Here is a 26,720-nt window from a genome sequence, read left to right on the forward strand (position 1 = left end):
ATCACTGATACCACCCTGCTTGTAATGCAGGTCCGTATGACACACCCCGCACGCCTGCACCCGCACCACGGCCTCACCCGGACCCGGATCCGGCACCACGATCGTCTCCACCCGCACCGGCTCACCCTTCCCCGATGCGATGACTCCGCGTACTTCCTGCGCCATGGGAGCAGCCCCTTTCGACGATCACGTGCGGGACCCATACCGTACGCGCCCGGCGCATTCCCGCCCAGAGGCCTCGCCCCTGGACGAGAACGTGTACCCGGCCGAAAACGGTCGCCCGCGCTCAGGCCCCCGCGGGGGCCGGGGCTACCAGCGGGGCACGGCCGGCGTCGTCCACTCCGGGTCGGCGAGCCGCATGGCCGCCGCGTCGTCCCGGTCGCGGTGGCTGCCGTCGTCGTCGAGCCAGCGCCGGTGCAGCGCGGCGAGGCGGTCGCGGTCCAGCTCGACGCCCAGCCCCGGGGTGTCGGTGACCGCGACGGCGCCGTTCTCGAAGGTGAGGCGCTCGGTGAGGATGTCCTCGGTCTGCCAGGGGTAGTGGCTGTCGCAGGCGTGGTGGAGGTTGGGCACGGTGGCCGCGACGTGGGTCATGGCGGCGAGGCTGATGCCGAGGTGGGTGTTGGAGTGCATGGAGACGCCGACGCCGAAGGTGCGGCAGATGGCCGCCAGTTCACGGGTGTTGCGCAGGCCGCCCCAGTAGTGGTGGTCGGAGAGGACGACCTGGACGGCGCCGCGGGTGAACGCCTCGGCTATCTCGTCGAAGGTCGTCACGCACATGTTGGTGGCGAGCGGGATGTCCGTACGGGCGGCGACCTGCGCCATCCGGTCGGTGGTGCCGGCCGGGTCCTCCAGGTATTCGAGGACGTCCCGCAGTTCCTCGGCGACCATGAGGGAGGTCTCCACGGACCAGGCGCCGTTGGGGTCGAGGCGGAGCGGCCGGCCGGGGAACTCCTCGGCGAGCGCCCGGACGGCGGCGATCTCCTCCTTCGGCTCGAAGACTCCGCCCTTGAGCTTGAAGGAGCCGAAGCCGTAGGTGTCGGCGAGCTTGCGGGCCTGTGCGACGACGCCCGCCGGGTCGACGGCGGCGCCCCAGTCGTCGGCCTCGCCGCGGCCGCCGGGGTGCTCGGCCCAGCGGTAGAAGAGGTAGGCGCTGTAGTCGACGCGGTCGCGGACCTTGCCGCCGAGCAGGGCGTGCACGGGCAGCCCGGCGGCCTTGCCCCACGCGTCCAGGCAGGCGACCTCGAAGCCGGAGAGGACGGAGAGGCGCAGCTTGTCGGCGGTCTGGACGCCGCGCAGGCCGCCGACGTCCACCGCGTCGGCGGCGGTCGCCGCCGGCGAGTCGCCGCAGACCTCGGCGGCCAGCAGGGACAGCGCGTTCAGGTCCGTGACCGAGCGGCCGGTGAGCGCGTCGGCCAGCGGGCGGGCGAGGTCGAGGTACTTGGTGTCGCCGTAGGTCTCGCCGAGACCGGTGACGCCGCCCTCGGTGACCACCTCGACGATCAGCCGGGGGGTGTAGGGCTGGTGCACGCCCTGGGTGTTCAGCAGCGGCGGGTCGGCGACCAGGATCGGGGTGAGCCGCACTTCGCCGATGGTGAGTTCCGTACGGGTCATCGGGTGGCTCCTACCAGGTCGAGGCCGCGCTCCAGGAGCGCGGCGAGGTCGGCGAGGTCGGCGGGCGAGGGGTCGGTGAGCGGGGCGCGTACGGGGCCGACGGGCAGGCCGCGCAGCCGGGCCGCGGCCTTGACGAGCGACACGGCGTACCCGGGCACCCGGTCCCGCAGCTCTACAAAGGGGATGTAGAAACCGGCCAGCAGCTTCTCGACGGTGGCGTCGTCGCGCTCGCCGAGCGCCGTGAAGAAGGCGCGGGAGATCTCGGGCGCGAAGGCGTGCACGGCGGAGGAGTACGCGGTGACGCCCAGGCTCGCGTACTGGCGGGCCTGGAGTTCGGCGGTGGCGGCGCCGTTGAAGAAGAGGAAGCCGTCGGGTGCGGCGAGCTTGAGGCGCTGCAGCCGGTCCAGGTCGCTGTGGCCGTCCTTGAGGCCGATGACGCCGGGGATCTCGGCGATCCGGCGGACGGTGGCCGCGGTGAAGGCGACGTGGTCGCGCTGGTAGGCGATCAGCGGCAGCCGGGTGCGGGCGGCGACCTCGCGCACCTGGGCGACCAGGCCGTCCTGCGGGGCCTTGACGAGGTAGTGCGGCATGAGCAGCGCGGCGTCGGCCCCGGCCTCCTCGGCGATACGGGCGAACCGGACGGCCTGCGGCCAGCCGTAGCCGACGCCCGCGACGACCGGGAGCCGACCGCCCGCCGCCGCCACCGCGGCGCCGATCACCTGGCCGTACTCGGTCTCGTCCAGGGAGAAGAACTCGCCGGTGCCGCAGGCCGGGAAGAGCGCGCCGGGCCCGGCCGCGAGCCGGCCGGCGAGGTAGTCGCGGTAGGCGGGCAGGTCCAGCGCGCCGTCGTCGGTGAAGGAGGTGAGCGGGAAGGACAGCACGCCGCGGGCCATGCCCGTGCGCAGCCGTTCGGTGACCGTCGGGTCCGACATGAGGACTGTCTCCATATGTAGATGGCGTCCACGGATGAGAATGGAGGCTAGAGATGCGCACCACCGCCGTCAATAGGCCCCGCACCCCTGCGGAGCCCTCGCCGGCGCACCCGTGCGGAGCCCTCGCCGGCCGCCGCGGCTACCATCGGCCCATGTCGGAGAGGGGCGGCGGGGTCCGCGAGGTGAAGTCGGCGGCCCGCACCGTCGAGCTGCTGGAGGCGCTCGCGGCCCGCGGCGACCGCCCGGCCCGGCTGCGCGAGCTGGCCGAGGAGCTGGGCGTGCCGCGCAGCAGCATGTACGCGCTGCTGCAGACCCTCATCGACCGCGGCTGGGTGCGCACCGACACCACCGGCTCGCTGTACGGCATCGGCATCCACGCCCTGCTGGCAGGCACCAGCTACCTCGACACCGACCCCCGGGTACGGGCCGCGCGCCCGTACCTGGACGAGGCGTCCGAGGCGCTGGGCGAGACCGTGCACCTGGCCCGGCTGGACGGCCCGGACGTGGTCTACCTCGCCACCCGCGAATCCCACGCGTACCTGCGAACGATCAGCCGGGTGGGGCGGCGGCTGCCGGCCCACGCGAGCGCGCTGGGCAAGTCACTGCTCGCCGAGCGCCGGGACGACGAACTGCCGCTGCCAGCCGGCCCGTTGGAGCCGCTGACGGAGCGGACGCTCACCGACCGGACGGCCCTGGTGGCCGATCTGGCCCGGACCCGCGCCCGCGGCTACGCGATCGAGCGCGAGGAGGGCGTGGCGGGCATCGCCGGCTTCGGCTTCGCGCTGCGGTACGCCCCGTACGACTCCCCCGCGACCGACGCGATCAGCGCCTCCGTCCCGGTCGTCCGGCTCAGCGCGGAGCACGAGCGGCGGATCGTCGCCGTCATGACCGAGGCGCGCACGAAGATCGAGGCCGCCGCGCCGGGCGCGCCGGGCGCGGGCACCCCTGAGTGGCGCTGACCGCTCCCCCTCCCCCGCACCCACCCCCCGCATCCGCCCTCGCCATGCTTTGCCAAGCATTTAATCTCCGCGCGTAGATACGCAGAAGCAACGCCTGCTAGATCTACCGGGGTCCCCCTTTCCGCCGCACCCCGCAGGAGAAGTACATGCGTTTCCGCGCGCGCCTGGGCGCCCTCGCCGCGGCCGCGGCCGTCGCCGCCACCACGGCGTTCGGCGTCGGCCAGGCCACCGCCGAGCACTCCGTCCCGCACTCGGACAAGGAGATCCCGAACCTCACCCAGGTGCAGGACCGGATCAAGGCGTACTACGGCGACACCGTGACCGCCGACGGGGAGCACTACGCCTCCCCCAAGAGCAACTACGCCCGCCAGGTCCGCTCCATCGAGGCGAAGGCCCAGCGGTACCTGGACGGCGTCGCGCGCCACCACCACGACTCGGCCAAGCCCGCCATCGTCCTCGACATGGACGACACCACCCTGCTGACCTACAACTTCGAGCTGGAGATCGGCTTCGCCTTCGACGAGAAGGCCCAGGACGCGTACCTCAAGAGCCACGACATGGACCCGGTCTTCGGGATGGACGCGCTGGTGAACCACGCCCGCGCCAAGGGCTACGAGGTCTTCTTCGTCACCGGCCGCAAGGAGGCCCAGCGCGACTGGAGCGTCCGCAACCTCAAGAACGTCGGCTACGACGTGCCGCTGGACCGCGGCCACGTCTACCTCAAGGACAAGCAGAACCCGCCGGCCTACCTGCCCTGCGGCGCCGGCTGCTCGACGATCGAGTACAAGTCCGGCACCCGCAAGCACATCGAGTCCCAGGGCTACGACATCGTGGCCAACTTCGGCGACCAGCACTCGGACCTGAAGGGCGGTTACGCCGACCGCACCTTCAAGCTGCCGAACCCGATGTACTACCTGCCCTGACCCGGGGCCGGGGCGGCGGAACCCGCGGCGGGGCCGCCGTCCGGGCCGGGGCGACGCTTGGGCAGCGACACCCGCATGAGGTCCCGGGCGACGGTCAGTTCGCCGTCGTAACCGGCTCCGCGGGCCTCGCGCTCGAACTCCGTCGGGTCCCCGTACCGCTGTGAGAAGTGCGTGAGCACCAGGTGCCGGACGCCCGCGTTACGCGCGACCATGGCCGCCTGGCCCGCCGTCAGATGGCCGTGCTCCTCGGCCAGCTGCCGGTCGCCGGCCAGGAACGTGGACTCGATGACGAGCATGTCGCAGCCCGCCGCCAGCTCGTGCGCGCCGGCGCACAGCCGGGTGTCCATCACGAACGCGAACGACTGCCCCGGCCGTACCTCGCTGACCTCCTCCAGGGTGACCGTGCGGCCGTCGGCGCGGACGACCGAGCCCTCCCGGTTCAGCCGGCCCACCTCGGGGCCCGCGATACCGTGCGCGGCCAGCCGCTCGGGCAGCATCCGCCGCCCGTCCGGCTCCTGGAGGCGGTAGCCGTACGACTCGACCGGGTGCGAGAGGCGGCGCGCGGTGAGCGTGAAGGCCGGCGTCTCGGCGAGCGTGCCGCCGTCCCCGGACACCGGCTCCTGGCGCAGCCGCACGGTTTCCCGGTACGCCGTCGAATAACGCAGCCGCTCGAAGAAGCGCGCCCCGCTCGCGGGGTAGTGCGCGGTGACCGGATGCGGCACCCGGTCCAGGTTGATCCGCTGGATCACCCCGGCCAGCCCCAGGCTGTGGTCGCCGTGGAAGTGCGTGACGCACAGCCGGTTCAGATCGTGCGCGGCGACCCCGGCCCGCAGCATCTGGCGCTGCGTCCCTTCGCCGGGGTCGAAGAGCAGGCCCACACCGTCCCAGCGCAGCAGGTAGCCGTTGTGGTTGCGGTGCCGGGTGGGCACCTGGCTGGCGGTGCCGAGGACGACCAGTTCGCGTACGGACAAGGTGCTGATCCGCTCCGTCGGCCGTTATCCGGGGGGCCAGTTGAGGCCGCGGCCGCCGAGCACGTGGGCGTGCGCGTGGAACACGGTCTGGCCGGCGCCGGAGCCGGTGTTGAAGACGATGCGGAAGCCGGTGCCGTCGATCTTCTCCTCGGCCGCGACCTCGCCCGCCTCGCGCAGTACGTCGGCGGCGATCTGCGGCTCGGCGGCGGCCAGCGACGCGGCGTCCGGGTGGTGCACCTTGGGGATCACCAGGACGTGGGTCGGCGCCTGGGGGTTGATGTCGCGGAAGGCGACGGTCGTCTTGGTCTCTCGGACGATCGTCGCGGGCACGTCGCCCGCCACGATCTTGCAGAACAGGCAGTCGGCCTGCGGTTCTCCCGCCACCGGTGCGCTCCTCACGGGTCGTCGGCTCGTACGATCCGCATCGTACCGATCGAGGACCCGACCACCGTCACCAGCGTGCCGCCCGCACGTCGGCCCGTGCCTTGGCGCCGTCGCCCTGGTCGCCTTGGTCGTCCTGGTCGTCCTCGGTGTCCTTACCGTCCTTGCCGTCCTTGCCGTCCTTGCTCTCCTTATCTTCTTTGCCCTCCTTGCCGTTCTGCCACCGGTCGTCCTCGTGCCACTTGCCGTCGTCGTGCCCGTTGTCCTGGTCGTCGTCGCCCTGGTCGCCGTGGTGGTCGCCGTCGGGGCAGTCGTCGCCGTGCTCGTCGCCGTTCCAGCCGTCGTCGTGGTGATCGTCGCTGTTCTGGCCGCCGCCCCCGCCGTTGCCGTTCCCGTTGTCGTCCCCGTTGTCGCTGCCGCCACCGCTGTCGTCGCTGCCGCCCCCGCCGCCGCTGTTGTTGTTCTGGCCTCCGCCACCGCTGTTGTCGTCCTGGCCGCCGCCCCCACTGTTGTCGTCGCGGGCGGGGCGGGAGGACGAGCCGGCGTTGGGGCTCGCGGTGCCGCCGGCGGTCGGGGCGTTGCAGTTGCCGATGGTGTTCGTACGGAAGACCACCCGGTCCCCGACCCGCGCGACCAGGTCACTGCCCTCCACGCACCGGCCGTAGACCTCCCTGGTCACATAGCCGGTGATGGTGATCCGCTCCCCGCTGACGCTCTGGCCCTGACAGTTGACCCGGGCCTGGCCACCCGTCGTCACGGGGGTGGCACCGGCCGTGCCCCTGGGCGCCGGCTCGCCGCCGTTCGGCGCCGACGCCGTACAGCTCAGCCAGCGCACCTGGACGCTCTCCCACTCCAGCGCCCGGGTCCCCTGCCGGTCCGTCGTCACCGCAATCGCCGATGTGTTGGAGTACCCCGTGGGCTCACACGCCGCTGTCCCGGCGGCCACCGCACCGGCGGCACCCGCCGCTGCAAACGCCCGTAACCAACGGCCCCGCACGCGTCCCGTCATGCCCCGCAGCGTGCCATCGCCGCCGCGCGGCCCGACAGGCCCGCTCCGGCCAACTCCGCGCGCCACGCCCCCGGCCACGCCGATCATCACTACCCTGGCCGCGGACAACCAGGTTCCGTCACCTACGGGAGCGACCCTCATGGCAACGACGCGCACGGCCAACACCCACTGGGAAGGCAACCTCATGGAGGGCAAGGGCCAGGTCGCCCTCGCCTCCTCCAACATCGGTACGTACGACGTGAACTGGCCGGCCCGCGCCGAGCAGCCGAACGGCACGACCAGCCCCGAGGAGCTGATCGCGGCGGCCCACTCCTCCTGCTACTCCATGGCCTTCTCGCACGGCCTGGCCGGCAAGGGCTACACCGTCGAGAGCGTCGACACCCGAGCCGACGTCACCTTCCAGCCGGGCGAGGGCATCACCGCCATCGCGCTGACCGTGCAAGCCAAGGTCCCCGGCCTGTCCGAGGACGACTTCCAGGCGGCCGCCGAGGACGCCAAGAAGAACTGCCCGGTCAGCCAGGCCCTGGCGGGCGTCAAGAACATCACGCTCAGCGCCACCCTGATCTGAGACCGATCTGACACCCGGGGCCGGCTGGTCCGAGCCCCGGGATCGTAAGGGCTCCGCTGCGGTCAGTCCCAGCGGCCCGTGCGGCCCAGCAGGAGCGCCGTGGCGGCCGTGCCGGCGGTGGAGGTGCGCAGCACGCTCGCGCCCAGCCGGTACGGCTTCGCGCCGGCCGCCGCGAACAGCTCCAGCTCCTCGGGCGACACGCCGCCCTCGGGCCCGACGACGAGCACGATGTCGCCGTCCGCGGGGAGTTCGACCCGGGCCAGCGGCTCGCTGCCCTCCTCGTGGAGCACGGCGGCGAGGGCGGCACCGCGCAGCAGCTCCGCCACGTCCTTCGTGGACGCCGCCGCGGCGACCTCCGGGAACGTCAGGCGCCTGGCCTGCTTCCCGGCCTCCCGGGCGGTGTTGCGCCACTTCGTGAGCGACTTGGTGCCCCGCTCGCCCTTCCACTGCGTCACACAGCGCGAGGCCTGCCACGGCACGATCGCGTCCACGCCGGTCTCGGTCATGGTCTCCACGGCCAGTTCGCCGCGGTCGCCCTTGGGCAGCGCCTGTACGACCGTGAGGCGCGGCCGCGGTGCCTGCTCGGTCCGTACGTCCGTCACGGCGACGTCCAGCCGGTCCTTGCCCTCGACGGCGGCGACCGTCCCGTACGCGCCCGTGCCCGCGCCGTCCGTCAGCACGATCTCCTCACCGACGCGCAGCCGCCGCACGGAGACCGCGTGCCGCCCCTCGGGGCCGTCCAGGGTGAGGGCCGCGCCCGGCGCGGCACCGGCCAGCGAGTCGACGAGGAAGACCGGGGCGGTCACGAAGCACTCCCGAAGGGTCCGGGTCCGGCGGTGCCGGCAGGGGTCGAAGGGGCGGGGGCCGATGGGGCGCGGGCCGCGGCCAGTTCGGCCGCCAGCACCGCCACCAGCTCGGCGGCGGGCAGCTGCCGGGCCAGCCGGTGGCCCTGGCCCGCCCACAGGCTCATGGCCTGCGGGTCGCCGGCCTGCGCCGCGGCCTTGCGAACCGGCGAGGTGAGGTGGTGCAGGGCCGGGTAGGCGGCCGGGGCGTACGGACCGTGCTCCCGCAGGAAACGGTTGGCCAGCCCGCGGGCCGGGCGTCCGGAGAACGCCCGGGTCAGCTCCGTGCGCGCGTACAGCGGGTCGGTCAGCGCCTGCTTGTGCAGCGGGTGGGCGCCGGACTCGGGACAGGCCAGGAAGGCGGTACCGAGCTGCGCGGCCACCGCGCCGGCCGCCAGTACGGCGGCGATCTGCGCGCCGCGCATCAGGCCGCCGGCGGCGATGACGGGCAGCCGCACGGCCTCGCGGACCTCGGCGATCAGCGTGAGCAGGCCGACGCCCGCGCCGTTGCCGTCGCGCTGCGGGTCGTCGCGGTGGGTGCCCTGGTGGCCGCCCGCCTCCGTGCCCTGGACGCACACGGCGTCGGCGCCGGCCTCCTGCGCGTCCCGCGCCTCGGCGGCCGTGGTGACGGTCACGACGGTGCAGGTGCCCACGCGGGTCAGGGAGTCCACGGTCTCGGCGGTGGGGCAGCCGAAGGTGAAGGAGACGACCGGTACCGGGTCCTCGCGGAGGAGGGCGAGCTTGGCTTCGTAGTCGTCGTCGGTGGCGCCACGCGGGTCGCCGAGCGTGGTCCCGTACCGGTCGGCTTCGCCCGCGAGCCGCTCGCGGTAGGCGTCGACGGCCGCGTCCTCGGCGAGCGCCGGCTGCGGCATGAAGAGGTTCACGCCGAAGGGCCGGCCGGTCATGCCGCGCAGCCGCTCGATCTCCTGGCGCATGCCGTCGGCGGTCTTGTACCCGGCGGCGAGGAAACCCAGGCCGCCGGCCGCGCCGACGGCGGCGGCCAGCTCGGGACACGAGGCGCCGCCGGCCATGGGAGCTTGCACGATCGGGTGAGCGCTCAGCTCGGTCAGCGCGGTGGGCATGCCCACATCGTGTCACGCGTCACGGCCGCCCCCCGAATCGGGGCGGCCGTGCCGCGACTGTGTCCTTCCGGCGCCCCGGCAAGCCGCCCGGCGCCCGTTGCCGTGCTCACCCGGGGAACAACCCCGGACCACCGGCACACCGACTACCGCCCGTTGAACGCGTCCTTCAGGCGCGAGAACAGGCCCTGCTGGCCCGGCTGACCGTGCCTGCCCGGGGGAACAACCCCCGGACCCCCGACAAGCCGCCTACCGCCCGTTGAACGCATCCTTCAGGCGCGAGAACAGGCCCTGCTGGCCCGGCTGGAACTGGCCCGTGGGGCGTTCTTCGCCGCGGAGCTTGGCGAGGCGCGAGAGCAGTTCCTCCTGCTCCGGGTCGAGCTTGGTCGGGGTCTGGACCTCGACGTGGACGACCAGGTCGCCGCGGCCGCCGCCCCGCAGGTGCGTGATGCCGCAGCCGTGCAGCGGGATGGACTGGCCGGACTGGGTGCCGGGCCGGATGTCGACGTCGCGTACGCCGTCCAGCGTCTCCAGCGGGCACTTCGTACCCAACGCCGCCGCGGTCATCGGGATCGTGACCGTACAGTGCAGGTCGTCGCCGCGCCGCTGGAACACCGGGTGCGCGACCTCGTGGATCTCCACGTACAGGTCACCGGCCGGACCGCCGCCGGGGCCGACCTCGCCCTCGCCCGCGAGCTGGATGCGGGTGCCGTTGTCCACGCCGGCCGGGATCTTGACCGTGAGCGTGCGGCGGGACCGGATGCGGCCGTCGCCCGCGCACTCGGGGCACGGGGTCGGCACGACCGTGCCGAAGCCCTGGCACTGCGGGCAGGGCCGCGAGGTCATGACCTGGCCCAGGAAGGACCGGGTGACCTGCGAGACCTCACCGCGCCCGCGACACATGTCACAGGTCTGCGCGGAGGTGCCGGGCGCGGCGCCCTCGCCGGAGCAGGTCGTGCACACCACGGCGGTGTCGACCTGAATGTCCTTGGTCGTACCGAACGCGGCCTCGTGCAGCTCCACGTCCAGCCGGATCATGGCGTCCTGGCCGCGGCGGGTGCGCGAGCGCGGCCCGCGCTGCGACGCCGTGCCGAAGAACGCGTCCATGATGTCGGAGAAGTTGCCGAAGCCCGCGCCGAAGCCGCCGGCCCCGCCGGCGCCGCCGCCCTGGGACATCGGGTCGCCGCCGAGGTCGTAGACCTGCTTCTTCTGCGGGTCCGACAGCACCTCGTAAGCGGCGTTGATCTCCTTGAACCGCTCCTGGGTCTTGGGATCCGGGTTCACGTCCGGGTGCAGCTCGCGCGCCAGCCGCCGGAAAGCCTTCTTGATCTGGTCCTGCGAGGCGTCGCGGCTGACGCCGAGGACCGCGTAGTAGTCCGTGGCCACTTACGACTCCGCCAGGATCTGTCCGACGTAACGTGCCACTGCGCGTACCGCTCCCATCGTTCCGGGGTAGTCCATGCGGGTCGGTCCGACCACGCCGAGTTTGGCGACTGCCTCGTCGCCCGAACCGTAGCCGACGGCGACGACCGATGTGGAAGTGAGGCCTTCGTGAGCGTTCTCATGCCCGATACGCACGGTCATGCTCGAATCCTTGGCCTCTCCCAGCAGCTTGAGAAGCACGACCTGCTCCTCAAGTGCTTCCAGCACCGGCCGGATCGTCAGCGGGAAATCATGACCGAAGCGCGTGAGATTGGCGGTTCCGCCGATCATCAGCCGCTCCTCGGTCTCCTCCACCAGAGTCTCCAGCAACACCGACAGCACTGTCGAGACCGTGCCCCGGTCCTCCGTCTCGAAGGACTCGGGAAGGTCCTGCACCAGTTGCGGCACGTCGGTGAACCGGCGCCCCACGACACGGCTGTTGAGCCGCGCCCGCAGGTCCGCCAGAGACGTTTCGCCGAACGGCGCGGGGCAGTCGATCATGCGCTGCTCGACCCGCCCCGTGTCGGTGATCAGGACGAGCATCAGCCGGGCCGGGGCCAGCGAGAGCAGTTCCACGTGCCGGACGGTGGACCGGGTCAGCGAGGGGTACTGCACCACCGCGACCTGCCGGGTCAGCTGCGCGAGCAGCCGCACCGTACGGGCCACGACGTCGTCGAGGTCCACCGCGCTGTCGAGGAAGCTGTGGATCGCCCGGCGCTCGGGGCCGGAGAGCGGCTTGACGGCCGCCAGCTTGTCGACGAAGAGGCGGTAGCCCTTGTCGGTGGGGATGCGGCCGGCGCTGGTGTGGGGCTGGGCGATGAAGCCCTCCTCCTCCAGCGCGGCCATGTCGTTGCGGACGGTGGCCGGCGAGACGCCGAGCTGGTGGCGCTCCGTGAGCGCCTTGGAGCCGACCGGCTCCTCGGTGCCGACGTAGTCCTGGACGATGGCACGCAGCACTTCGAGTCTGCGTTCGCTGAGCATCGCGCACACCTCCAGTCCCACGCTCTTGCCGAGCCGTTCACGGCCGTCCGTCCGGGGCGGCCCGGTGGCCACCCCTGGCACTCGCCCTGTCCGAGTGCCAAACCCCGTCCAGTGTACGGCCGGGTAGCACGGCCGGGGCAAGGCCGGGCGACACGGCTCGCCGCCCGGCGGGCCACCGTATCGCGCCGAGGCCGGTCCGTGTCCCCGGGATCGGCCCAGGTCAGCCGGGCGACCGCGGGCGATTTCCCGGTATACGGGCTAGCGTCGCGGTATGCGCACGACTTGGGAAGAGGCAGGGTGGGAGCGGCTTGCGGACGGGGTCGCGCGACGCCGGCTGCCGGGCTGGGACGCCACCGTGGGAGTAGTGGCCGGCACCACCGGCGTCCTCCTGATCGACACCGGGTCCGGGCTGCGCGAGGGCGCCGAGCTGCGCCGTCAGGTGCGCGACGTCCTGGGCCGTGAGGTGACCCACATCGTCCTCACGCATCCGCATTTCGATCATGTGCTGGGCACCGCGGCGTTCGCGGGCGTGACGGTTTTCGGGGCGACCGGGCTGGGCGAGCTGCTGCGGCGCGAGCCGGAGGCGCTGGCCGGCGACGCGGTACGGAACGGGGCCGACCCGGAGGCGACGGCGGTGGCCGTGGACACCCTGGTGGTCCCCGACCACGCGGTCTGCGGGGAGCGCACCCTCGACCTGGGCGACCGCCGCGTCCTGCTGGCGAACATCGGGCCCGGGCACACCGCGCACGACCTGGCGGTCTGCGTGCGGTGCGGGCCGGACGAGCCGGAGGTCGTCTTCTGTGGTGACCTGGTCGAGGAGTCGGGTGAACCGCAGGCCGGGCCCGATGCGCTGCCCGCCTGCTGGCCGGCGGCGCTGGACCGGCTGCTGTCCCTCGGCGGCGAGGACGCGCGGTACGTCCCGGGGCACGGCGCCGTCGTGGATGCCCGCTTCGTCCGCGCCCAGCGCGACGAGCTGGCCCGCCGCTTCGGCGTGTCGCCCCACTAGCCCGCCCGGGGGACGCCCGCCCCGCATATCGTCTGTCGAATGCGCAGCAGACAGTACGGGCCCGACCTGACCCCGCCGTGGAAGAAGCAGCGTCCCGCGCCCGAGGTGCCCGCCGAGCCCGATCTCGTCGTCGAAGAGGTCACGACCGGCTTCTGCGGGGCCGTCATCCGCTGCGAGAAGACCGCCGAGGGCCCGACGGTCACCCTGGAGGACCGCTTCGGCAAACACCGGGTCTTCCCGATGACGCCCCGCGGCTTCCTCCTGGAGGGCAAGGTCGTCACGCTCGTACGCCCCTCTGCCGCACCCGCACGCCCCCAGGGTCCGCAGCGCACCGCCTCCGGCTCCCTCGCCGTCCCCGGCGCCCGCGCCCGGGTCGCCCGCGCCGGCCGCATCTACGTCGAGGGCCGCCACGACGCGGAGCTGGTGGAGCGGGTGTGGGGGGACGACCTGCGCATCGAGGGCGTGGTGGTGGAGTACCTGGAGGGCGTCGACGATCTTCCCTCGATCGTCCGGTCCTTCTCCCCGGGGCCGGACGCCCGCCTCGGCGTCCTCGTGGACCACCTGGTACCGGGTTCGAAGGAGTCCCGCATCGCGGCCTCGGTCACGGACGCGAACGTCCTCGTCGTCGGCCATCCGTACATCGACATCTGGGAGGCCGTGAAGCCGGCGTCCGTCGGTATCCCGGCCTGGCCGTCGGTCCCGCGCGGCCAGGACTGGAAGACGGGCGTCTGCCGGGCGCTCGGCTGGCCGGAGAACACGGGGGCCGCGTGGCTGCGCATCCTCGGCTCGGTGCGGTCGTACAAGGACCTGGAGCCGGCGCTGCTGGGACGGGTGGAGGAGCTGATCGACTTTGTTACGGCCGGGAGTGGGGCCTGACGCCGGGGAGCCGCTGGAACTTGCTGGTGTCCAACTCGACGCCGAGCAGGTCCAGCGGCACGGGGTCGCCGAACTTGGTGATGCGCTGCACCGTGTAGTCGGCGTCCTCGCCACTGCCGGTCGGCTCGGTGAGCAGGACGCACTGGCCCATGATCGGGTCGACGATCAGGTAAGCAGGAATCTTGCCTGCGGCGTAGATCGAACGCTTGACACCGTAGTCGCGTTCGACACTGCTCTTGGAGACGACCTCGACCAGCATCGTGACCACCCCGGCCGGCAGCAGTCGGCCCGATTCCGGCCCGGCGTCGCGATCCAGCACGACGAGGTCCGGCTGCGGCTCACTGGTCTCGCTCAGCAGGTCGATGTCCTGTGTCTGGAGGCAGTCCCACCTCTGCTCCGGGATCTGCCGCAGAACCCTCAGCACGATCCGGTTGTGCACCAGATCCGGCCCGGCCATCATCACAATTTCCCCCCGCAGGAGCTCCGCCTTGAATCCCTCGGGAACCTCAAGTTCCTCGAAGAACGCGACGAGGGGGTGAGTGATCGGCCGGTCCTCCACAGCTGTCATCTCCGTGGTCCTCCGCTGCACGCCATCGTCCAGATACGACAGCAACCTAGGCACCAGCGTAGGCCCGTCCGCAGGGAAAGCACACGATTCACTCCCGCGAGTGATCAGTCCACCAGATCCCGCACCACCGCGTCCGCCAGCAGCCGCCCCCGCAGTGTCAGCACGGCACGTCCGGCCTCGTACGGGCCGGGGTCCAGGAGGCCGTCGGAGAGGGCCTTCTCCGCCGCCGCGAGGCCCGCCGGGCGCAGCAGCTCCAAGGGGCAGCCCGCCGCCAGCCGCAGTTCCAGGAGGATGCGCTCGACGCGGCGGTCCTCGGCGGCGAGGACCTCGCGGCCGGCGCCGGGTGTGCGGCCCTCCGCGAGGGCCTGCGCGTACGCACCCGGGTGCTTCACGTTCCACCAGCGGACGCCGCCGACGTGGCTGTGCGCGCCGGGGCCCGCGCCCCACCAGTCGGCGCCGGTCCAGTACAGCTCGTTGTGGCGGCAGCGGGCCGGCTCGGACGTGGCCCAGTTGGAGACCTCGTACCAGCTGAAGCCCGCGGCGGTCAGGGTCTCCTCGGCGATGAGGTAGCGGTCGGCGTGCTCGTCGTCGTCCGTCATCGGGACCTCGCCGCGGCGGATGCGGCGGGCGAGCTGGGTGCCCTCCTCGACGATGAGCGCGTACGCGGACACGTGGTCGGGGCCGGCGCCGACCGCCGCGTCCAGGGAGGCCCGCCAGTCGTCGTCGGACTCGCCGGGCGTGCCGTAGATCAGGTCGAGGTTGACGTGGTCGAAGCCGGCGGCGCGGGCCTCGGCCACGCAGGCTTCGGGGCGGCCCGGGGTGTGCGTGCGGTCGAGGATCTTCAGGACGTGCTGCCGGGCACTCTGCATGCCGAAGGAGATCCGGTTGAAGCCGCCGGCGCGGAGCTCGGCGAGGTAGCGCGGGTCGACGGACTCCGGGTTCGCCTCGGTGGTGATCTCCGCGTCCGGCGTGAAGCCGAATTCGTCGCGGATGGCGGCGAGCATGCGGGAGAGGTCGGCGGCCGGGAGGAGGGTGGGCGTGCCGCCGCCGACGAAGACCGTCTCGACCCGGCGGGGGTCAGCGCCGAGGACCTTGCGGGCCCGGCGGATCTCCTCGATCAGCGTGTCCGCGTAGTTCTCGCGGGAGGCGAGGGCGCCGCCGGAGCCGCGCAGTTCGTTCGCGGTGTAGGTGTTGAAGTCGCAGTAGCCGCAGCGGGTCGCGCAGTACGGCACGTGCAGATAGAACCCGAGGGGCCGCTCGCCCGCTCCGGCCAGGGCGGAGGCGGGCAGCGCCCCGTCCTCGGGCAGGGGCTCACCGTCGGGGAGTGCAGAAGGCATGGATCCATTGTCCGGTACTCGGGGAGTGCCGCCTTCCGCCGCGGGGGCTACGGCCGTACCGCCTGGAGGACCAGCAGTGCCAGGTCGTCGTCGGGCGGGGTCGGCGCGAAGGCGTGCACCCGGCTCCTGAGGTGCTCGGCGACGCCGTCCGCGCCCAGCCCCGCGCACTCCGCGAGGGCCCGCACGAGGCCGTCCTCGTCGTCGAAGAGCAGCCCGCCCGCGCGGCGCTCGGTCACGCCGTCGGTGACGCACAGCAGCGTCTCCCCTGGCGCGAGATCGAAGGACTCGCTCTCGTACGCCGTGTCCTCCAGGACGCCGAGCAGCATCTGCGGCCCGGCGACCGCGCGGACCGTGCCGTCCGTGCCGAGGACCAGCGGCAGGGGGTGACCGGCGCTGGCGATCGTGCAGCGGGCGCCGCCGCCACCGCCCTCGTGCGGCACGATCTCGCCGTAGAGGAGGGAGAGGAAGCGTGCCTGCTCGCTCTCCTCCCGGTAGCCGGGCTGCGACTCCGTCTCGGAGCCGGCCTCGACCACCGCGGCGGCCACCGCGGCGACGGAGTCGGCGGCCTCCATCGCGACCGTGCGGTTCAGCCGGTCCAGCACCTCGCCGACGCCGTACCCCTCGCGGGCCAGCAGCCGCAGCACCGGGCGGGCCAGGCCGGTGACGGCGGCCGCCTCCGGGCCGCTGCCGCAGACGTCGCCGAGCATGAAGCACCAGCGGCCCGGGCCCGCCTGGAAGAGGTCCCAGAAGTCGCCGCCGGCCCAGGCGCCCTCGCGCGGTTCGTACACGACGGCCGAGGCGACGCCCGGCACGTCGGCGCGCCGGCCCGGCAGCAGCCTGCGCTGCAGCACCCGGCTGATGCGCTCCTGGCGGCTGTAGGCGTCGGCGGTGGCGATGGCCCGGGCCACCCGGCCCGCCAGGTCCTCGATCAGCGAGACCACCTCGTCGGGGAAGCGCACGAGGCCGGCCCGGCCGATCAGCAGCGTGCCGTGCCGGCGGACGCCCGAGACCAGCGGGCAGGCCAGGGCCGCGCCGCCGGAGCCGAAGCCGCTGGGCTCGCCGGGCCACGGCCAGGGCCCGGCGCCGGTGCTCTGGCCGTCGGCGCCCCGGCCGGTCAGCACCGGCGGGTCCTTCACCAGCAGCTCGCGCAGGCCGTCGATGCGGCTCTCCGTGGCGTGCCAGACGCGGGCCAGGCGGGGCACGCCGGCGTCCCCGCCGTCGTCCAGCCACACCGCGCACCAGTCGGCCATCCGCGGCACGATCAGCTGCGCGACCAGCGCGGCCACCTGGTCCGCGTCCAGCTGCCCGCTGAGCAGGTCGGAGGCCTCGGCGAGGAAGGACAGCGCGCCGTGGTTGAGCCGCTCGACCTCGCAGCGGCGCAGCGCGGCCCGCTGCGGCCCGGGCGACATCAGGACGGTGGCCTGCCCGCCCGGCCCCGCCCGGTCCGCGTCGAAGACCTCCACCGGCGGTTCGTACACCGTCTCCGGTGAGTCCGCCGTCACCCGGAACCACACGGTCTTCAGCGTGCGCCGGTAGGTGATGCCCCAGGCGTCGGCCAGCGCGCCGACCAGCTGCAGTCCGCGCCCCGCGCCCTCGGCGGTGACGGCGTCGTGCCGGCCGCGCACGGGGCGGGCCGGGTGGTGGTCGGAGACCTCGACGACCACGGCGGTGTGCGGGCCGTCCTCGTCCACCCGGCAGAGCAGCTCGACGGCGGTCCCGGCGTGCACGACGGCGTTGGTGACCAGCTCGCTCACGAGCAGCTCGGCCTCGTCGGCGAGGCGTTCGGTGAGGTACTGCGCGCCGGGCAGCTCGCGGGTGGTCCAGTCGGTCAGCGTCGTACGGACGAACTGCCGGGCGGCGCGCGCCGCGATGGGTGAGCCGGGCAGCCCGACGGTACGGGAGCCCTCGTCCGCGGACGCGCCGTCGGCGCGTTGTCGACCACCCGCCGTGTCGCCCGCGGGCCCGGTGCGCTCCCGGACGGGCAGGGCGTCGGGCCGCGCCCCGGTCCGCCTGCGCACCACGTCGGTTTCCGACGGAGTTGTCGTCCCCATTGAGCACTCCCGAGCAGTTCCGCAATAGCGCCGATTGCGCCATCGCCAGGGTGACAGACTGAGCTCACCCATTCGCACCGAGTTACTGAAGTGGGTCGTTATGTCGGTGGATTCCGCAGTGCCCCGCGTTCCGCAGGAGGCAGGCACCGACTGGGTGCGCGCAGCCGACCTCAAGCCGCTGCTCTCCGCACTCCTCTCGATGTCCTCAGGAAATTTCCGTGCCCGGCTCTCCGTGGCGCACGACGGCGTCCTCGCCGATCTGCACGGGGCGTTCAACGACATCGTCATCCGTACGCAGCATCACTCCGACGAACTGGTACGGCTCCGCTCGGACCTGATCCGGCAGGGACGGCTGGACGAGCGGATGGCGGCCAGCCCCGGTCAGGGCACGTGGGTCACCTCCGTGCTCGCGACCAACGACATCATCGACGCCCTGGTCTTCCCCGCCGCCCAGGCGACGAAAGTGCTGAACGCCGTGGCGGGCGGTGATCTGACGCAGCGCGTGGAGCTGCACGACGGCCATCGCAGGCTGCGCGGCGACCGCTGCCAGCTGGGCCGCGCGGTGAACTCCATGGTCGATCAGCTCTCGCTGTTCACCGGTGAGGTCACGCGGGTGGCCCGGGAGTCGGGCAACGAAGGGCGGCTGGGCGGCCGGGCCAAGGTCGGCGGGCTGTCCGGGAGCTGGCGGGACGTCACGGAGGCGGTCAACACGATGGCCGCGCGGCTGACCGCGCAGGTCCGGGACATCGCGGCGGTGACGACGGCGGTGGCGCGCGGTGATCTGACGCGTCAGGTGACGGTCGAGGCGACCGGCGAGCTGCTGGAGCTGAAGCTGACGGTCAACACGATGGTGGACCAGCTCTCCGCGTTCGCCGACGAGGTCACCCGGGTGGCCAGGGAGGTCGGTACCGAGGGGCGGCTCGGCGGCCGGGCGCAGGTGCCCGGGGTCTCCGGGGTCTGGAAGGACCTGACCGACAACGTCAACTTCATGGCCTCCAACCTCACCTCCCAGGTACGCAACATCGCCCAGGTGACCACGGCGGTGGCCAACGGTGACCTCAGCCAGAAGATCACGGTCGACGCGCGCGGCGAGATCCTGGAGCTCAAGGAGACCGTGAACGCGATGGTCGACCAGCTCTCCGCGTTCGCCGACGAGGTCACCCGGGTGGCCAGGGAGGTCGGTACGGACGGGCGGCTCGGCGGCCGGGCGCAGGTGCGCGGGGTGTCGGGGATGTGGAAGGACCTCACCGACAGCGTCAACTTCATGGCGGACAACCTCACCACCCAGGTCCGCAACATCGCCCTTGTGGCGACGGCGGTGAAGGAGGGCGACCTCGGCAAAAAGATCACGGTGGAGGCCAAGGGCGAGATCCTGGAGCTGAAGACGACGATCAACACGATGGTCGACCAGCTCTCCGCCTTCGCCGACGAGGTCACCCGGGTGGCCCGCGAGGTCGGCACGGAGGGCAACCTCGGCGGTCAGGCGCAGGTCCGCGGCGCGTCCGGGGTCTGGAACGACCTCACCGACAACGTCAACTTCATGGCCTCCAATCTCACCTCCCAGGTACGCAACATCGCCCAGGTCACCACCGCGGTCGCGGACGGCGACCTGTCGAAGAAGATCTCGGTGGACGCGCGTGGCGAGATCCTGGAGGTGAAGGAGACCGTCAACGGCATGGTCGACCAGCTGCGCGCCTTCGCCGACGAGGTGACGCGGGTGGCCCGCGAGGTCGGCACGGAGGGCAATCTCGGCGGCCGGGCGCAGGTCCGCGGCGCGTCCGGGGTCTGGAAGGACCTCACCGACAACGTCAACTTCATGGCCTCCAACCTCACCACTCAGGTACGCAACATCGCCCTCGTGGCGACCGCCGTGGCGCAGGGTGATCTGTCGCAGAAGATCGACGTGGATGCGCGCGGCGAGATCCTGGAGTTGAAGACCACGCTCAACACCATGGTGGACACGCTGTCCTCGTTCGCCTCCGAGGTGACGCGGGTGGCCCGCGAGGTGGGCAGCGAGGGCCAGCTCGGCGGCCAGGCCCGGGTCGAGGGCGTCTACGGCACGTGGAAGTCCCTCACCACCAGCGTCAACGAACTGGCGCTGAACCTCACCACCCAGGTACGCGCGATCGCCGAGGTGACCAGCGCGGTGGCCTCCGGGGACATGACGCGCAACGTCACGGTCGAGGCCCGCGGCGAGGTCGACGAGCTCAAGAACAACATCAACATGATGGTCTCCAACCTCCGCGAGACCACCCGCGCCAAGGACTGGCTGGACGCCAACCTCGCCCGGCTCGCCGGCCTGATGCAGGGCCACCGCGACCTGGTGGAGGTCGCCGACCTGATCCTGCGCGAGCTGACGCCGCTGGTGAACGCGCAGTACGGCGCGTTCTTCCTGGCCAGCTCGGAGACCGACGAGCTGCGCCTGGACTTCATCGCGGGGTACGGCTCGGCGCACGACGCCAGCATCGACACCCCGGGCTCGCACGGCCACGGCCTGGTGCGTCAGGCGGCCATCGAGAAGAAGCGCATCCTGGTGGAGGAGGTGCCCGCCGACTACATCAAGGTCGACTCCGGGCTCGGCGAGGCGGCCCCGACCACCGTCGTGATCATCCCCGTGCTCTTCGAGGACCAGACCCTCGGTGTGATCGAGCTGGCGTCCTTCTCCCGCTTCTCCGACGTCCACCTCGCCTTCTTCGACCAGTTCGTGAACACCATCGGCGTCGCGATCAACACCATCGTCGCCAACTCCCGTACGGAATCGCTGCTCAGCGAGTCCCAGCGGCTGGCCCGGCAGCTCCAGGAGCGCACGGGCGAGCTGCAGCGCCGCCAGGCCGAGCTGCAGCGCTCCAACGCCGCGCTGGAGGAGAAGGCCGCGCTGCTGGCCAGCTCCTCGCGGTACAAGACGGAGTTCCTCGCGAACATGTCGCACGAGCTGCGCAATCCGCTGAACTCGCTGCTGATCCTCGCCCAGATGCTCATCGACAACGAGCACGGCCACCTCAGCCGGCACGAGGTGGAGAGCGCGGCGATGATCCACCGCTCCGGCTCCGAACTGCTCCAGCTGATCAACGACATCCTCGACCTCTCCAAGATCGAGGCCGGCCGGATGGACGTCTTCCCTGCCCGGGTCCCGCTGATCAAACTGCTCAACTACGTCCACGACACGTTCCGCCCGCTCACCCTGGACCGCGGCCTGGCCTTCGAGGTCTCGGTGACCGAAGCCGTGCCCAAGGAGCTCTACAGCGACGAGAAGCGGATCAAGCAGGTGCTGCGGAACCTCCTCTCCAACGCCCTGAAGTTCACCCCCAAGGGCAAGATCGATCTGCGGGTGGACGTGGCGGCCGACGAGACCGTCACCTTCACGGTCACCGACACCGGCATCGGCATCGCGGCCGAGAAGCTGCCGGTCATCTTCGAAGCGTTCCAGCAGGCGGACGGCACGACCAACCGGAAGTACGGCGGCACGGGCCTCGGGCTGTCCATCAGCAGGGAGATAGCGGGCCTGCTGGGTGGCGTCCTCACGGCCGCGAGTGAGCCCGGCGCCGGTTCCACCTTCGTCTTCCGCATCCCCATCAGGTGCCGGGGCACCGCGGAGGCCGTCGAGCAGCCGCCCGCCCCCGCCCCCGCCGAGGAAGCGGTCGCCGACGCGCCGCCGGAGCTCCCCCAGCCGCTGGTCCCCACGCCCGGCGGGTCCCCGGAGGAGGGCTCCTGGCCCGCCGTCTCCAATGTGGAGCAGTGGGCCAAGGGCGCCACCGGCGAGCTGCTGTCGGGCGCGCAGGCGCTGGTCGTCGACGACGACATCCGCAACGCCTTCGCGCTGACGAACGTCCTCAGCCGGGTCGGCATGCGCGTGATCTACGCCGAGCACGGCCGCGAGGCGATCGAGATGCTCGGCAAGAACCCCGGCATCGACTTCGTGCTGATGGACATCATGATGCCGGAAATGGACGGGTACGAAACGATCCGCGCCATCCGGCGCACGCCCCGGTACGCCGATCTCCCGGTCGTCGTCCTCACGGCCAAGGCGATGCCGGGCGACCGCGAGAAGTCCCTGGAGACAGGCGCCAACGACTATCTCCCCAAGCCCCTCGACGTGGACCGGCTGCTGAACGTCGCGGTCGATCTGCTCTCCAAGTACCGCGCGCCCGCGCCGTCCTCCGACGCCGGGCCACCCGCGGGCCGGGAAGACGAAACGGCTCCGAAGGAAGCGGCCGGCAGGGGCGAAGAAGACCTAAGTCCGTAGGAGCACACCAGTTCAGAAGGCCAGTCATGACCCACGTCACCAGCACCCACAGCGACGACCGGGCGGGGATCCTCCTCGTCGACGACATGGAAGAGAACCTCGCCGCGCTGGAAGCCGTGCTGCGCTCACTCGGTGAACCGCTTGTCCGCGCGCGGTCCGGCGAGGAAGCGATGAAAGCACTGCTCAGGCAAGATTTCGCGGTGGTCCTGCTGGACATCTTGATGCCCGGCATGGACGGCTTCGAGACCGCCACCAACATCAAGCGGCTCGACCAGGCCAAGCACATCCCGATCATCTTCCTGACCGGGACGGACGCCGACTCCGGCTTCGCCTTCCGCGGCTATTCCACCGGAGCGGCCGACTACCTCACCAAACCCTTCGACCCCTGGGTGCTCCGCGCCAAGGTGAAGGTGTTCCTCGAACTGCACCAGAAGAGCCGCCAGCTGCGCAGGCTGCGCCAGCAGGACCGGGACCGCATGGAGGAGCTGGCGGACCGTATCGCCGCCATGGAGGAGGCGCTGGCCACCAGCGACCAGCTGGAGGCCGGCGAGCTGCACGCACGGATGGCCGCACTGGAGGAAACGGTACGGGCGCTGCGCCACGGACGCCCGTGACGCCGGCCGCGCCGGGGCCCGCCACCGTACGGGCGGCCCCCGGCCCCCGGCGCGCGGCGCGGCTCAGGACTCGCGGGTCCCCGCGTACATGTCGTCCAGCAGGTCCTTGAAGGTCCGCTCGACGACCGGGCGCTTGACCTTGAGGCTGGGCGTGACCTCGCCGTGCTCGATGTCCAGGTCGCGCGGCAGGATGCGGAACTTGCGGATCTGCTGCCAGCGCTGCAGCCCTTCGTTGACCCGCTCGACGTATCCGTCGATCAGCTCGCGGACCTGCTCGGTGGCGACCACGGCGGCGTAGTCCTTGCCCGCGAGGCCGTGCTCCTTGGCCCAGGTGAGGATGGTCGGCTCGTCCAGGGCGATGAGCGCCGTGCAGAAGTTCCGGTTGGCGCCGTGCACGAGGACGTTGGAGACGAACGGGCAGACCGCCTTGAACTGGCCCTCGACCTCGGCGGGCGCGATGTACTTGCCGCCGGAGGTCTTGATCAGGTCCTTCTTGCGGTCGGTGATCCGCAGGTAGCCGTCGGCAGACAGCTCGCCGATGTCGCCGGTGTGGAACCAGCCGTCGGACTCCAGCACCTCGGCCGTCTTCTCCGGCAGCCCGTGGTAGCCCTGCATGATGCCGGGGCCGCGCAGCAGGATCTCGCCGTCCTCGGCGATCCGCACCTCGGTACCGGGCAGCGGCTTGCCGACCGTGCCGGTGCGGTACGCCTCGCCGGGGTTCACGAAGCTGGCCGCGCTGGACTCGGTCAGGCCGTAGCCCTCCAGGATGTGGATGCCGGCGCCGGCGAAGAAGTAGCCGATCTCGGGCGCGAGCGCCGCCGAGCCGGAGACCGCGGCGCGCAGCCGCCCGCCGAACGCCTCGCGCAGCTTGGCGTACACCAGCTTGTCGGCGACCTGGTGCTTGGCGGCGAGCCCGAACGGCACCGAGGCGTTGCCGGTGCGCCGGAAGTTGTCCTGCGAGACCTTGGCGTACTCGCGGGCGACGCCGGCCGCCCACTGGAAGATCTTGTACTTGGCGCCGCCGCCCTCGCGGGCCTTGGCGGCCACGCCGTTGTAGACCTTCTCGAAGATCCGCGGCACGGCGGCCATGTAGGTCGGCCGGACGACCGGCAGGTTCTCGATGATCTTGTCGACCCGGCCGTCCACGGCGATGACGTGCCCCTGGGCGATCTGGCCCGCGGTGAGGACCTTGCCGAAGACGTGCGCCAGCGGCAGCCAGAGGTACTGCACGTCCTCCTCGTTGACCAGGCCGGTCGCCTGGATCGCGCGGGCCATGTACGACCAGCAGTCGTGCGGCAGCCGGACGCCCTTGGGACGGCCCGTCGTACCGGAGGTGTAGATCAGCGTGGCCAGCTGGTCGGCGCGGAGCGCGGCGACCCGCTCCTTCACGCAGCTGGGGTTCTTCTCCAGGTAGGCGGCGCCGCGCTTCTCCAGCTCGGCGAGCGAGAGCACCCAGCCCTCGGGGTCGCCCTCGGCCGGTACGGCCGCCGCCTCGTCGATGACGATGACGTGCGCGAGGTCCGGCAGGTCGGCGCGGCACTCACGGGCCTTGGCCAGCTGCGCGGCGTCCTCGGCGATCATGATCCGGCTGCCGGAGTCGGCGAGGATGTACGCCGTCTCGTCGGCGTTGGTGCTGGGGTACACGGTCGTGGTGGCCGCGCCCGAGCAGAGCACGCCGAGGTCGGCGAGGATCCACTCCACCCGCGTACTGGAGGCCAGCGCGACCCGCTCCTCGGGGCCCACGCCCAGCTCGATGAGGCCGGCGGCGGTGGCGTACACGCGCTGTGCGGCCTCGGCCCAGGTGAGCGACTTCCAGTCGTCCGGCCCCTGGCCTGAGGCAGGGGGCACGGGATACCGGTAGGCCTCGCCCTCGGGGGTGGCCGCGACCCGCTCCAGGAAGAGCGTCGCCACGGAAGGTGGCCGGTTCTCGATCAACGACTGGCTGTCCGTCACGTGTTCCTCCGGGGCCCGCTTCATTGCTGGTGACTCGCGAGTAACCTTCGAGCAGGATCAGACTAGAGCGCGTGGCGCCCCCATGTAAGGGCCTGCCTCACACTCGTTCACCTTGTGACCGATCGGTGTGCGCCGGCCTGCGTGGCGCCCCCGCACGACGGCCCTCAGAGCCGTCTTCCCCCGCGCGCCGACGCCCGAACCGACCCGCGGCCACCCGAGGGTGAGCGCTCACGCACTCACGGTAGGTGACCGGCGTCACCCTTCTCGACACTTCGCCCGAATCGGACCGAAGGAACTCTCCAGCAGGCCGGCGCGCACCCGATGACCGGCGGCGGGGCCGAAAAGCGCAGGGCGCCCGCCCCGACCGGGAACGGACGCCCTGCACCGCTCAGCGGTGCCCCGCCGACGCGCGGCGATCACTCTGCGGCGTTACTTCTTGCCCTTGGAGTCACCGTCGGAGTCCGAGGACAGGACCGCGATGAAGGCCTCTTGCGGAACCTCCACACTTCCCACCATCTTCATCCGCTTCTTGCCTTCCTTCTGCTTCTCCAGCAGCTTCCGCTTACGGGAGATGTCGCCGCCGTAGCACTTGGCGAGGACGTCCTTGCGGATGGCGCGGATGGTCTCGCGGGCGATCACCCGGCTGCCGATGGCGGCCTGCACCGGCACCTCGAAGGCCTGCCGCGGGATCAGCTCGCGCAGCTTGGAGACCAGGCGGACGCCGTACGCGTACGCCTTGTCCTTGTGGCAGATCGCGGAGAACGCGTCGACCTGGTCGCCGTGCAGCAGGATGTCGACCTTGACCAGGTCGGCGACCTGCTCGCCGGTGGGCTCGTAGTCCAGCGACGCGTAACCGCGGGTCTTGGACTTGAGCTGGTCGAAGAAGTCGAAGACGACCTCGGCGAGCGGCAGGGTGTACCGGATCTCGACCCGGTCCTCGGACAGGTAGTCCATGCCGAGGAGGTTGCCGCGGCGGTTCTGGCAGAGCTCCATGACGGCGCCGATGAACTCGCTCGGCGTCAGGATCGTGGCCCGGACGACCGGCTCCTGCACCTCCGCGATCTTTCCGGTGGGGAACTCGCTGGGGTTGGTCACCTCGTGCTCGGTGCCGTCCTCCATGGTCACGCCGTAGATCACGTTCGGCGCGGTCGCGATGAGCTCCAGCCCGAACTCGCGCTCCAGCCGCTCCCGGATGACCTCCAGGTGCAGCAGGCCGAGGAAGCCGACGCGGAAGCCGAAGCCCAGCGCGGCCGAGGTCTCCGGCTCGTACACCAGCGCCGCGTCGTTCAGCTGCAGCTTGTCCAGCGCCTCGCGCAGCTCCGGGTAGTCCGATCCGTCCAGCGGGTACAGCCCGGAGAACACCATCGGCTTCGGATCCTTGTAGCCCCCGAGCGCCTCCGTCGCCCCCTTGTTGAGCTGGGTGATCGTGTCACCCACCTTGGACTGCCGGACGTCCTTCACACCCGTGATCAGGTAACCGACCTCGCCGACCGACAGGCCGTCCGCGGCCTTCATCTCCGGCGAGTTCGTGCCGATCTCCAGCAGCTCGTGCGCGGCGCCGGTGGACATCATCCGGATGCGCTCGCGCTTGTTGAGCGTGCCGTCGACGACCTTCACGTACGTGACGACGCCGCGGTACGCGTCGTACACCGAGTCGAAGATCATCGCGCGGGCCGGCGCGTCCTTCACGCCCACCGGCGCGGGCACGTCCCGCACGACCTTGTCCAGCAGCTCGTCCACGCCCACGCCGGTCTTCGCCGAGACCTTCAGCACGTCCTCGGGCTCGCAGCCGACGAGGTTCGCCAGCTCCGCCGCGAACTTCTCGGGCTGCGCCGCCGGCAGGTCGATCTTGTTGAGCACGGGGATGATCTGCAGATCGTGCTCCATCGCCAGGTACAGGTTGGCGAGGGTCTGCGCCTCGATGCCCTGGGCGGCGTCGACGAGCAGGATGCACCCCTCGCACGCGGCGAGCGACCGCGAGACTTCGTACGTGAAGTCGACGTGCCCCGGGGTGTCGATCATGTTGAGGATATGAGTCTGCCCATTCTCCTCATCCGTACGGGCCCAGGGCAGCCGGACCGCCTGGGACTTGATCGTGATGCCCCGCTCACGCTCGATGTCCATGCGGTCGAGGTACTGCGCGCGCATCTGCCTCTGCTCCACGACTCCCGTCAGCTGGAGCATCCGGTCGGCAAGCGTCGACTTGCCGTGGTCGATGTGCGCGATGATGCAAAAGTTACGGATGAGAGCCGGGTCGGTACGGCTCGGCTCCGGCACGTTCGTAGGGGTCGCGGGCACGCAGAGGTCCATTCAGAGAACGCGGGTCAGAAAACGCGGTAGGCGGGACTCGGGTATTTCGTCCTCCCTATCGTCCCATGAGCTGCGGCCTCAAAC

General features: G+C 71.7%; 22 protein-coding genes. 7 read left to right on the plus strand and 15 right to left on the minus strand.

The window, feature by feature from the left end; all coding sequences use genetic code 11:
• The 3 genes from IF20_RS38010 to IF20_RS21095 form a co-directional block, all read right to left on the minus strand.
• Positions 1 to 165 (minus strand): alcohol dehydrogenase catalytic domain-containing protein (locus IF20_RS38010; protein WP_199896696.1); only part of this gene is annotated, 165 nt, incomplete at its 3' end.
• A 144-nt stretch (positions 166 to 309) separates the two neighbouring features.
• The gene (locus IF20_RS21090; RefSeq protein ID WP_052866835.1) at positions 310 to 1,611 is read right to left on the minus strand and encodes a glucarate dehydratase family protein; all 1,302 of its coding nucleotides are present in this window, start codon (positions 1,609 to 1,611) and stop codon (positions 310 to 312) included.
• Positions 1,608 to 2,543, minus strand: a complete 936-nt coding sequence (locus IF20_RS21095) for a 5-dehydro-4-deoxyglucarate dehydratase (protein ID WP_052866836.1) — start codon at positions 2,541 to 2,543, stop codon at positions 1,608 to 1,610. The genes IF20_RS21090 and IF20_RS21095 overlap by 4 nt, the downstream gene beginning before the upstream one ends.
• 152 nt (positions 2,544 to 2,695) lie before the next feature.
• On the opposite strand from IF20_RS21095, the gene IF20_RS21100 reads away from it, so the two are divergent.
• Both IF20_RS21100 and IF20_RS21105 read left to right on the plus strand, forming a co-directional pair.
• Complete coding sequence (locus tag IF20_RS21100) at positions 2,696 to 3,502, plus strand: IclR family transcriptional regulator (RefSeq protein WP_052866837.1); 807 nt, start codon at positions 2,696 to 2,698, stop codon at positions 3,500 to 3,502.
• Between the two features lie 146 nt (positions 3,503 to 3,648).
• Complete coding sequence (locus IF20_RS21105; protein ID WP_052866838.1) at positions 3,649 to 4,425, plus strand: HAD family acid phosphatase; 777 nt, start codon at positions 3,649 to 3,651, stop codon at positions 4,423 to 4,425.
• Here IF20_RS21105 and IF20_RS21110 read toward each other — a convergent pair.
• The 3 genes from IF20_RS21110 to IF20_RS21120 form a co-directional block, all read right to left on the minus strand.
• Positions 4,413 to 5,396, minus strand: coding sequence for a ribonuclease Z (locus IF20_RS21110; protein WP_052866839.1), 984 nt, complete (start codon positions 5,394 to 5,396; stop codon positions 4,413 to 4,415). The genes IF20_RS21105 and IF20_RS21110 overlap by 13 nt on opposite strands.
• Before the next feature lie 24 nt (positions 5,397 to 5,420).
• On the minus strand, positions 5,421 to 5,780 hold the full coding sequence (locus tag IF20_RS21115) for a histidine triad nucleotide-binding protein (protein WP_052866840.1): 360 nt from the start codon (positions 5,778 to 5,780) through the stop codon (positions 5,421 to 5,423).
• Positions 5,781 to 5,847: 67 nt separating this feature from the next.
• Positions 5,848 to 6,663 carry a hypothetical protein gene (locus IF20_RS21120; RefSeq protein ID WP_052866841.1) on the minus strand — a complete coding sequence of 272 codons (816 nt, stop codon included), beginning with the start codon at positions 6,661 to 6,663 and terminating at the stop codon, positions 5,848 to 5,850.
• A 262-nt stretch (positions 6,664 to 6,925) separates the two neighbouring features.
• On the opposite strand from IF20_RS21120, the gene IF20_RS21125 reads away from it, so the two are divergent.
• Positions 6,926 to 7,354 (plus strand): OsmC family protein, encoded by a 429-nt coding sequence (locus tag IF20_RS21125; RefSeq protein WP_052866842.1) that lies wholly within the window; start codon positions 6,926 to 6,928, stop codon positions 7,352 to 7,354.
• A gap of 62 nt (positions 7,355 to 7,416) precedes the next feature.
• Here the strand turns inward: IF20_RS21125 and IF20_RS21130 are convergent, their stop codons facing one another.
• From IF20_RS21130 to hrcA, 4 genes are all read right to left on the minus strand, one after another.
• The gene (locus IF20_RS21130; protein ID WP_052866843.1) at positions 7,417 to 8,160 is read right to left on the minus strand and encodes a 16S rRNA (uracil(1498)-N(3))-methyltransferase; all 744 of its coding nucleotides are present in this window, start codon (positions 8,158 to 8,160) and stop codon (positions 7,417 to 7,419) included.
• Positions 8,157 to 9,278, minus strand: coding sequence for a nitronate monooxygenase (locus IF20_RS21135; RefSeq protein WP_052866844.1), 1,122 nt, complete (start codon positions 9,276 to 9,278; stop codon positions 8,157 to 8,159). Before IF20_RS21135 ends, IF20_RS21130 begins: the two co-directional genes overlap by 4 nt.
• A gap of 246 nt (positions 9,279 to 9,524) precedes the next feature.
• A complete protein-coding gene (dnaJ, locus tag IF20_RS21140) occupies positions 9,525 to 10,661 on the minus strand; it encodes a molecular chaperone DnaJ (protein WP_052866845.1) in 1,137 nt (378 codons plus the stop codon).
• A complete protein-coding gene (gene hrcA, locus IF20_RS21145) occupies positions 10,662 to 11,678 on the minus strand; it encodes a heat-inducible transcriptional repressor HrcA (RefSeq protein ID WP_052867139.1) in 1,017 nt (338 codons plus the stop codon).
• Between the two features lie 271 nt (positions 11,679 to 11,949).
• Between hrcA and IF20_RS21150 the strand changes: the two genes are divergently transcribed.
• Both IF20_RS21150 and IF20_RS21155 read left to right on the plus strand, forming a co-directional pair.
• Positions 11,950 to 12,684, plus strand: a complete 735-nt coding sequence (locus IF20_RS21150; RefSeq protein WP_052866846.1) for an MBL fold metallo-hydrolase — start codon at positions 11,950 to 11,952, stop codon at positions 12,682 to 12,684.
• Between the two features lie 39 nt (positions 12,685 to 12,723).
• Positions 12,724 to 13,560 carry a DUF3097 domain-containing protein gene (locus IF20_RS21155; protein WP_052866847.1) on the plus strand — a complete coding sequence of 279 codons (837 nt, stop codon included), beginning with the start codon at positions 12,724 to 12,726 and terminating at the stop codon, positions 13,558 to 13,560.
• Here IF20_RS21155 and IF20_RS21160 read toward each other — a convergent pair.
• The 3 genes from IF20_RS21160 to IF20_RS21170 all read right to left on the minus strand — a co-directional run bounded on the left by IF20_RS21160 (position 13,538) and on the right by IF20_RS21170 (position 17,516).
• Positions 13,538 to 14,128 (minus strand): Uma2 family endonuclease, encoded by a 591-nt coding sequence (locus tag IF20_RS21160; RefSeq protein WP_052866848.1) that lies wholly within the window; start codon positions 14,126 to 14,128, stop codon positions 13,538 to 13,540. The genes IF20_RS21155 and IF20_RS21160 overlap by 23 nt on opposite strands.
• 104 nt (positions 14,129 to 14,232) lie before the next feature.
• Positions 14,233 to 15,465 (minus strand): radical SAM family heme chaperone HemW, encoded by a 1,233-nt coding sequence (hemW, locus tag IF20_RS21165; RefSeq protein WP_052866849.1) that lies wholly within the window; start codon positions 15,463 to 15,465, stop codon positions 14,233 to 14,235.
• Positions 15,466 to 15,512: 47 nt separating this feature from the next.
• Positions 15,513 to 17,516, minus strand: a complete 2,004-nt coding sequence (locus IF20_RS21170) for a SpoIIE family protein phosphatase (RefSeq protein WP_110944399.1) — start codon at positions 17,514 to 17,516, stop codon at positions 15,513 to 15,515.
• A 199-nt stretch (positions 17,517 to 17,715) separates the two neighbouring features.
• Here IF20_RS21170 and IF20_RS21175 point away from each other — a divergent pair, with 199 nt between their 5' ends.
• Both IF20_RS21175 and IF20_RS21180 read left to right on the plus strand, forming a co-directional pair.
• A complete protein-coding gene (locus IF20_RS21175) occupies positions 17,716 to 21,759 on the plus strand; it encodes a HAMP domain-containing protein (protein ID WP_407702543.1) in 4,044 nt (1,347 codons plus the stop codon).
• Positions 21,760 to 21,785: 26 nt separating this feature from the next.
• Positions 21,786 to 22,373 carry a response regulator gene (locus IF20_RS21180; protein WP_052866850.1) on the plus strand — a complete coding sequence of 196 codons (588 nt, stop codon included), beginning with the start codon at positions 21,786 to 21,788 and terminating at the stop codon, positions 22,371 to 22,373.
• Between the two features lie 63 nt (positions 22,374 to 22,436).
• Here IF20_RS21180 and IF20_RS21185 read toward each other — a convergent pair whose 3' ends face one another.
• Together IF20_RS21185 and lepA are read right to left on the minus strand one after the other, a co-directional pair.
• A complete protein-coding gene (locus IF20_RS21185; RefSeq protein WP_407702532.1) occupies positions 22,437 to 24,350 on the minus strand; it encodes an AMP-dependent synthetase/ligase in 1,914 nt (637 codons plus the stop codon).
• Positions 24,351 to 24,755: 405 nt separating this feature from the next.
• Positions 24,756 to 26,624 (minus strand): translation elongation factor 4, encoded by a 1,869-nt coding sequence (lepA, locus tag IF20_RS21190; protein ID WP_110944401.1) that lies wholly within the window; start codon positions 26,622 to 26,624, stop codon positions 24,756 to 24,758.
• Positions 26,625 to 26,720 lie beyond the last annotated feature (96 nt).

It is taken from the genome of Streptomyces niger (assembly GCF_000718305.1).
GTDB lineage: Bacteria > Actinomycetota > Actinomycetes > Streptomycetales > Streptomycetaceae > Streptomyces > Streptomyces niger.

What these genes read in the sequence shown, in the direction of transcription:
- IF20_RS21160 (WP_052866848.1), bottom strand. Translation starts at nt 14,128, where the DNA reads ATGACAGCTGTGGAGGACCGGCCGATCACTCACCCCCTCGTCGCGTTC.
- IF20_RS21180 (WP_052866850.1), top strand. Translation starts at nt 21,786, where the DNA reads ATGACCCACGTCACCAGCACCCACAGCGACGACCGGGCGGGGATCCTC.
- IF20_RS21150 (WP_052866846.1), top strand. Translation starts at nt 11,950, where the DNA reads ATGCGCACGACTTGGGAAGAGGCAGGGTGGGAGCGGCTTGCGGACGGG.
- IF20_RS21185 (WP_407702532.1), bottom strand. Translation starts at nt 24,350, where the DNA reads ATGAAGCGGGCCCCGGAGGAACACGTGACGGACAGCCAGTCGTTGATC.
- hrcA (WP_052867139.1), bottom strand. Translation starts at nt 11,678, where the DNA reads ATGCTCAGCGAACGCAGACTCGAAGTGCTGCGTGCCATCGTCCAGGAC.
- IF20_RS21100 (WP_052866837.1), top strand. Translation starts at nt 2,696, where the DNA reads ATGTCGGAGAGGGGCGGCGGGGTCCGCGAGGTGAAGTCGGCGGCCCGC.
- IF20_RS21170 (WP_110944399.1), bottom strand. Translation starts at nt 17,516, where the DNA reads ATGGGGACGACAACTCCGTCGGAAACCGACGTGGTGCGCAGGCGGACC.
- IF20_RS21105 (WP_052866838.1), top strand. Translation starts at nt 3,649, where the DNA reads ATGCGTTTCCGCGCGCGCCTGGGCGCCCTCGCCGCGGCCGCGGCCGTC.
- IF20_RS21095 (WP_052866836.1), bottom strand. Translation starts at nt 2,543, where the DNA reads ATGTCGGACCCGACGGTCACCGAACGGCTGCGCACGGGCATGGCCCGC.
- IF20_RS21125 (WP_052866842.1), top strand. Translation starts at nt 6,926, where the DNA reads ATGGCAACGACGCGCACGGCCAACACCCACTGGGAAGGCAACCTCATG.
- IF20_RS21175 (WP_407702543.1), top strand. Translation starts at nt 17,716, where the DNA reads ATGTCCTCAGGAAATTTCCGTGCCCGGCTCTCCGTGGCGCACGACGGC.
- IF20_RS21135 (WP_052866844.1), bottom strand. Translation starts at nt 9,278, where the DNA reads ATGCCCACCGCGCTGACCGAGCTGAGCGCTCACCCGATCGTGCAAGCT.
- IF20_RS21090 (WP_052866835.1), bottom strand. Translation starts at nt 1,611, where the DNA reads ATGACCCGTACGGAACTCACCATCGGCGAAGTGCGGCTCACCCCGATC.
- IF20_RS21155 (WP_052866847.1), top strand. Translation starts at nt 12,724, where the DNA reads ATGCGCAGCAGACAGTACGGGCCCGACCTGACCCCGCCGTGGAAGAAG.
- hemW (WP_052866849.1), bottom strand. Translation starts at nt 15,465, where the DNA reads ATGCCTTCTGCACTCCCCGACGGTGAGCCCCTGCCCGAGGACGGGGCG.